Source organism: Rubritalea sp., from assembly GCF_039830215.1.
Taxonomy (GTDB): Bacteria; Verrucomicrobiota; Verrucomicrobiia; order Verrucomicrobiales; family Akkermansiaceae; genus Rubritalea.
Genome location: NZ_JBDOPO010000157.1, coordinates 1 through 5,715, shown reverse-complemented (window position 1 = coordinate 5,715; position 5,715 = coordinate 1). Strand labels below are relative to the sequence as shown.

General features: G+C 47.9%; 8 protein-coding genes. All 8 read right to left on the bottom strand.

Annotated features, from left to right (window positions below):
• Positions 1-175: 175 nt before the first annotated feature.
• Complete coding sequence (locus ABGY95_RS05205; protein ID WP_347440638.1) at positions 176-373, bottom strand: hypothetical protein; 198 nt, start codon at positions 371-373, stop codon at positions 176-178.
• On the bottom strand, positions 373-717 hold the full coding sequence (locus tag ABGY95_RS05200; protein WP_347440639.1) for a dihydrodipicolinate synthase family protein: 345 nt from the start codon (positions 715-717) through the stop codon (positions 373-375). The genes ABGY95_RS05205 and ABGY95_RS05200 overlap by 1 nt, the downstream gene beginning before the upstream one ends.
• A 185-nt stretch (positions 718-902) precedes the next feature.
• Complete coding sequence (locus ABGY95_RS05195; protein ID WP_347440637.1) at positions 903-1,487, bottom strand: LysM domain-containing protein; 585 nt, start codon at positions 1,485-1,487, stop codon at positions 903-905.
• A 56-nt stretch (positions 1,488-1,543) separates the two neighbouring features.
• The gene (locus ABGY95_RS05190) at positions 1,544-1,744 is read right to left on the bottom strand and encodes a CHAP domain-containing protein (protein ID WP_347440636.1); all 201 of its coding nucleotides are present in this window, start codon (positions 1,742-1,744) and stop codon (positions 1,544-1,546) included.
• Positions 1,726-2,142, bottom strand: coding sequence for a hypothetical protein (locus tag ABGY95_RS05185; protein ID WP_347440635.1), 417 nt, complete (start codon positions 2,140-2,142; stop codon positions 1,726-1,728). Before ABGY95_RS05185 ends, ABGY95_RS05190 begins: the two co-directional genes overlap by 19 nt.
• 145 nt (positions 2,143-2,287) lie before the next feature.
• Positions 2,288-2,419, bottom strand: coding sequence for a hypothetical protein (locus ABGY95_RS05180; protein WP_347440634.1), 132 nt, complete (start codon positions 2,417-2,419; stop codon positions 2,288-2,290).
• A 179-nt stretch (positions 2,420-2,598) separates the two neighbouring features.
• Positions 2,599-4,233 carry a fumarate hydratase gene (locus tag ABGY95_RS05175; protein WP_347440633.1) on the bottom strand — a complete coding sequence of 545 codons (1,635 nt, stop codon included), beginning with the start codon at positions 4,231-4,233 and terminating at the stop codon, positions 2,599-2,601.
• A 357-nt stretch (positions 4,234-4,590) separates the two neighbouring features.
• Entirely contained in the window at positions 4,591-5,628 is a 1,038-nt protein-coding gene (locus ABGY95_RS05170; RefSeq protein WP_347440632.1) for an IS5 family transposase, read from the bottom strand.
• Between the last annotated feature and the right edge of the window lie 87 nt (positions 5,629-5,715).

Sequence of the window (5,715 nt, the reverse complement as noted above, 5' to 3'; positions counted from 1 at the left end):
CTTTTTCATTTATTGAAAGTCAGCCCCCCTTATACTCTCGAAAGTTGAATACCCGGGCTGAAGTATGGTCCGATAGCGAGATCTTGGAGCTTAGTCCAGAGTTCGTCGGCTTGCGCTTGCGTGACGGAATCCATAGAAAGTCTGACTGGTCAACATGGGACACCCAGCTTGCTGATTAATTCTTTAACGAGTGGGTGGAAAGCTCCAACACGATGCTAACGCGGATCGCTTCTTCTGAAAGGTGTTGGAAACTGCGAGCTTTATTAGTGTCTCCTTCTTCAGCTGATACAAGTAGAGCTTGGTAGAGTGGAGCCATGAAGTTGAGTGTTCTACCAACATAGGATTTTGAGCCTGTAGACAAGCCTGTAATCATCATTTCGTCATAGCCGAAGGCTGCGTCGTAGCTACCACCAGAAGCCGACTGAATACGTGAATGAACTTGTTGGTAAACTTGGCTCCGCCCACGTTATGGATGCAGTCTGTAGCAAGTTCGAGGAATGCTGGGACGTTAGCACCAGCCTTAGTCAGTGCTGGGATGTGGTAGTAGTAAAATGATAGGTCAGGGCAAGCCGCAGCGATTTGCTTAATCGACTCGTAGAGGACTTCCTTACTGTTCATTGGGAAGTAGCTCGGAGCAATGGCTGAAACTGCAGCAGCGCCGATGGACTGGGCGTGAACAGCAAGGTCCGCAGAGTAAGCTAAGCTGTTGAGTGCTATATGGACGTTAACGACGCCGTCGAGATGCTCACGTACTCTTCAGCAAAGCGATGCGTTCGGCTATGGATACTTACCATGGCCTAACAGACTCTTGAACCTATCTCTGGGTAATCTCTTTTTCGCAAATCTCAGTCAGATCATCTTCTTTCCTCATAGAGGGCTAAGATATCCAGATGTCTGAAAAGTTATCGCTTCTTCAGAGCAAGTCGGATCACCGACTCTGGGTCAGCAGACCCTGGCAGAGTAGTTTCTTTCCCCATGATGTCACGGTAGGTGATGGTCTTGATTTCCATCCCATTTGCATCGGCATCTGAACCATAAATTATGGTGCCTGCAGGAGCAAATTTACCACTCTTAGTTTTGAGGTAGACTTGGTTTTTGTCGTCTATATCGATGCCTATGCTGGAGCTCTCCATGACAGTGGATTTTGGGAGTTCTTTCTTGGCGATGACTTTCTTTGGCTTTGGGGGACTCTTTTTTGGAGTTTGCTTTTTAGCTGTTGTAGCAACAGGTTTCTGAGTTTGTGCGCCTGGCATTATGCTGAGGGATGCGCCGAGGTGGATCACGTCGTTGCTCAAGTTGTTGCGTTTTTTGATGTTAGCCACACTTGTGTTATGCTTCCTAGCAAGCGCAGATAGAGTGTCGCCCTTGACTACAATGTGAGTGATCGAACCGTCGTCTGTCACCTTGTCACTTGGTAGGGTGTCATTAAATTTCCAGAAGGCAAAGCCACCAGCTAGGAGTAGTAGAAGTAAGAGAAAGAATTTCATGAGTAGAATGTTGGACTGAGTTGTAGCCTGTCAGGTGGACACGCGTCGAGGCAGAATTACAGAAGTCTTAACCAACCTGCTGGAGGCTTTTTAGGACTCATGCTGAATGTCCCGTCTCGTTTGAGTAGTGGAAAGCGTTGGGTTGTAACTCTATAAATGTTTTGTTGAATAATGACGATTAGCTCACCGTGAACCTCTGAAGTCACAGCAACGTGACCGTAAGGATCGTTGTGCCATACTAGCAGGTCATTGACCATGGGTGGAGTGTTGCCTTCATTGTTGAACAGGAGCATTCCTCTGCTTTGATTGAGTGATCCATGGCTGAGGTCTTTCTGATAGAAGTCTTTGGCGAGCCCCAAACATTGGGCATGTGGTGGTCATGGGCATCGTGGTAGTAGAGTTTGATGAACTCCACGCATTGCCACTTTCTTCCATAGTAGTAACCATCCTCAGTAGTGTGTTTTCCACTGCTTTTAAAAACTTGCGTGCCATTGGAGTAGATAGGGACTCCATTGTGGGTGTGGACTATTTTACCATGCTCTGGCCAGTCGGTGATTCCAGTAGGCTGAGTCGTTCGTTTGCCTTGAATGATAGCTAGCGAGACACCTATGCCTGTGAGAGCTAGGAGGCCAAGAATGTTGCGGCGTGAGGACATCTTAGCCGAAATCGTCGAACCTCCTGTGTGGTCTAAACATGAGAGTGATGCCGGAGAAGAGCATGATGAATGTTACTAGAGCTATGTCCGGAGAGGGGAATGAGCCACGCTATATCTCTAGGCTCATAAGCGTGAGCCAGATGAGTCAAATCAAGAATATAATGGCAGCCCAGATGCGGGTGAATCCTTTTTTGCCAGTGTCGTGGCCAGCCATGGCAACCCCAGCTCTGAAGCCCGTTAGAATTCTATAAATGTCCTCTAGGGTGAAGCTCATCATTGATTTTGTTAGACTCGCTGACTTGAATATAGATCTGTGCCTCGGAACGCCTCTTTTTGGCTAGCTTCACGATGAAGTCTTCGAGTGCGGGGGGGGGGCAGGGGGATAAGCTTTGTGCGAAAACAGCCAGCCATCACAAATAGATGACTGGATGCTCGGGTGATTTTATCTGTAATAACTTACTTACAAGTTGGGCAGGAATTAAGCTGCTGGAAGAAGTCGTTACCTTTGTCATCGACGAGGATGAAGGCTGGGAAATCTTCGACGCGGATTTTCCAGACTGCTTCCATGCCGAGTTCTGGGAAGTCGACGACTTCGACTTTTTTGATATGGTCTTTCGCAAGGATGGCCGCTGGCCCACCGATGGAACCGAGGTAGAATCCGCCGAATTTATCACAGGCGTCTGTGACTTGCTGTGAGCGGTTGCCCTTAGCTAGCATAACCATGGAGGCGCCTTGCTCTTGGAAAATTGGTACGTAGCCATCCATGCGACCAGCGGTGGTTGGTCCAAAGGAGCCAGAAGCCAGTCCTTCAGGAGTCTTGGCTGGGCCAGCGTAGTAGATCGGGTAGTCCTTGACGTAGTCTGGAAGCTCTTGGCCGTTATCGATCATTTCCTTCAGTTTCGCGTGTGCGATGTCACGGGCAACGATGATGTGCCCATTGAGAGATAGGGCAGTGGTGACTGGGTACTTAGAAAGTGTTTCGAGAGTTTTTTCCATGCCTTGATCGAGGTCGATCTCGACGCCTTTAAATTTCCAGTCTTGGAATTTCTCAGGGATGTACTGGCCGGGATTTGTTTCAAGCTTCTCGAGGAAGATGCCGTCCCTGGTGATTTTGGCTTTAGCTTGACGGTCGGCCGAGCATGAGACACCAATGCCGACTGGGCAGGATGCACCGTGGCGTGGTAGGCGAACAACGCGGACGTCGAGAGCGAAGTACTTGCCGCCAAACTGGGCTCCGATGCCGATACCTGCTGAGAGCTTAAGAAGTTCTTTCTCTAATTCAATATCGCGAAATGCTTGGCCGTGTTCGTTGCCTTCAGTTGGGAGTTCGTCGTAGTAACGAGTGGACGCCATTTTGACGGTTTTGAGGTTTGTCTCAGCAGAGGTGCCGCCGATGACGATAGCCACGTGGTAGGGCGGGCAAGCTGAGGTTCCGAGAGTGGCCATTTTAGCCAAACAGAATGAGGTCAGAGTCTTTGGGTTGAGGAGAGCCTTGGTCTCTTGGAAGAGGAAGGTTTTGTTGGCTGACCCACCACCTTTAGTGATAAAGAGAAATTCATAGGAGTCACCTTGTGTGGCGTAGAGATCAATCTGCGCTGGGAGGTTGGTCTTCGAGTTGGCCTCCTCGTACATAGTGAGAGGAACCGTCTGCGAATAGCGCAGGTTTTCCTCGGTGTAGGTCTTATAGATTCCTAGAGACAGAGCTTCTTCGTCGTTGGCGCCAGTATGGACGTTTTCACCTTTTTTACCCATGACAATGGCGGTCCCGGTGTCTTGGCAGTTAGGTAGGATTCCATTCACGGCCACTTCAGCATTACGAAGAAGGGTGAGTGCCACCATGCGATCGTTCTCTGTGGACTCTGGGTCGTCGAGGATTGCTGCTACCTGTTTAAGGTGCGATGGGCGAAGCTTGAATGAGATTGCTTTGATCGCCTCGTTAGCCAAAAGCGTTAGAGCTTCTGGTGCGACGGTAAGGATTTCTCGTTCGCCGAGTTTTGCGAGCGAAAGGCCTTTAGTTGAGATGAGTTCGTATTCGGTTTGATCGGTGCCGAGTGGGAAAGGCTTTTGGTAATGGAATGGTTTATCGGACATGTGTGAGAAAGTTGTTTGAGGAGTTATGTTTCAGGATGCAGTTTCAGGCAATCTTTTATCTTTCTGACTTGTTGAGTGCGATTAAGAAAAATTAGAAAAAATTTAGCCTTTTCAGACAAGGTCCTAATGGCTGTGTCGCTAGGGTACATGAATTTAGCTTTCATGAAGCGAATCGAACTAAACAAAACATAAGACACTAATGGCAACCTCCGCCAAGCCATTGTTTGAGTAGCACCGCTCGATTTGAAATTTTCTAGTGGCTACCTGTATCCAATTTGGCGGCTTTAGATGAAGTTGAGGCTGCTCGGCCTTGTGATTGATCTTATGATCTTGGGTTGTGGCTACGATTGTCAGGGATTATCGCTGTAAGAAGGCGTAGCGATCCATATTGTAGGTCAGGTTGCATAGGGCGTTGTGTTGGCTAGCTCTTTGAAGCCCTATTCGTCGGAACATGTCTGCAGCCATATATTTCATCCTGCCAAACACGTGCTCTACGCGCACTCGAATGCGGCTGACCTTTTTGTTATAAGTTTTGTCATCATCGCTCAACGGTGAATTTCTATTCGCTTTGAGCATGGTGAAGTCTTCGAGGTTGTGCTTGAGGAGAACTTCTTCATTCGCTTGTGATTTATAGGCACTCTCGCTCAAGATTGCCTTATCCTTTTCATCTAGTAGCTCCTCAAACACTTGGCTATCGTGAACGCTTGCAGGCGTTGTCGCATAAGAGTCGATGAGCTTACTTTTTGCATCAACCTTTGCGTGATTCTTATAGCCGAAGTGAGTTTCGTGGTTCTTTTTAGTCCAGCGAGCATCACAGTCTTTCTGAGCTCCCTTGGGTGAACCTTTTTCAAATCCATCGGGGCGTTCACCTTCTTTAATCTGCTTGTTTTGCGCTCTCGTATTTCTTTGTTTTGGGGCCTCAATAAAGCTGGCATCAATGATACTACCTTCTTTAGCAACGAGACCTTGAGCATCGAGAAGATCACGGAAACAGGCAAATAACTTGTTACTTCCGTTGCGCCCATCGCGTTCAATCAATTCCTTGAAATCCCAAATGGTGTTTGCATCTGGAACATCGTCACCCATTTGAAGGTCTAGAAAGTTCATGAAGCTCAAGCGATCGCTTATTTGAAATTCTGTAGCTTCATCACTGAGACCGTGAAAACTTTGCAGGATTAGAATTTTAAACATCAGCAGCGGATCAAAAGGAAGGTTCCCTCCCTTACTCCAGTCTTTGGTGTTGTAGCCAGTGACCTCTTGGAGAACTGGCCGAAAGATGCTCCAATCTATAGCGTCTTTGAGTTTGAGTATCCCAACTTGGCGCTTAGCCATGTTCTGCTGATGGCTAATTGATGAGAACAGGTTGCCGCCTTTGCTGTGGTTACGAAACTTCATAGCTGATTGTGCATCGAGCCAATCGATTAGGAAATGTTAGATCTCACAAAACGGTTGGCGGAGGTTGCCTTAAAGCTGTAATAGCAC

Excerpts from the sequence above, each read along its gene's own strand:
- ABGY95_RS05205 (WP_347440638.1), bottom strand. The coding sequence starts at position 373 with ATGATTACAGGCTTGTCTACAGGCTCAAAATCCTATGTTGGTAGAACA.
- ABGY95_RS05195 (WP_347440637.1), bottom strand. The coding sequence starts at position 1,487 with ATGAAATTCTTTCTCTTACTTCTACTACTCCTAGCTGGTGGCTTTGCC.
- ABGY95_RS05190 (WP_347440636.1), bottom strand. The coding sequence starts at position 1,744 with ATGGTCAATGACCTGCTAGTATGGCACAACGATCCTTACGGTCACGTT.
- ABGY95_RS05185 (WP_347440635.1), bottom strand. The coding sequence starts at position 2,142 with ATGTCCTCACGCCGCAACATTCTTGGCCTCCTAGCTCTCACAGGCATA.
- ABGY95_RS05180 (WP_347440634.1), bottom strand. The coding sequence starts at position 2,419 with ATGATGAGCTTCACCCTAGAGGACATTTATAGAATTCTAACGGGCTTC.
- ABGY95_RS05175 (WP_347440633.1), bottom strand. The coding sequence starts at position 4,233 with ATGTCCGATAAACCATTCCATTACCAAAAGCCTTTCCCACTCGGCACC.
- ABGY95_RS05170 (WP_347440632.1), bottom strand. The coding sequence starts at position 5,628 with ATGAAGTTTCGTAACCACAGCAAAGGCGGCAACCTGTTCTCATCAATT.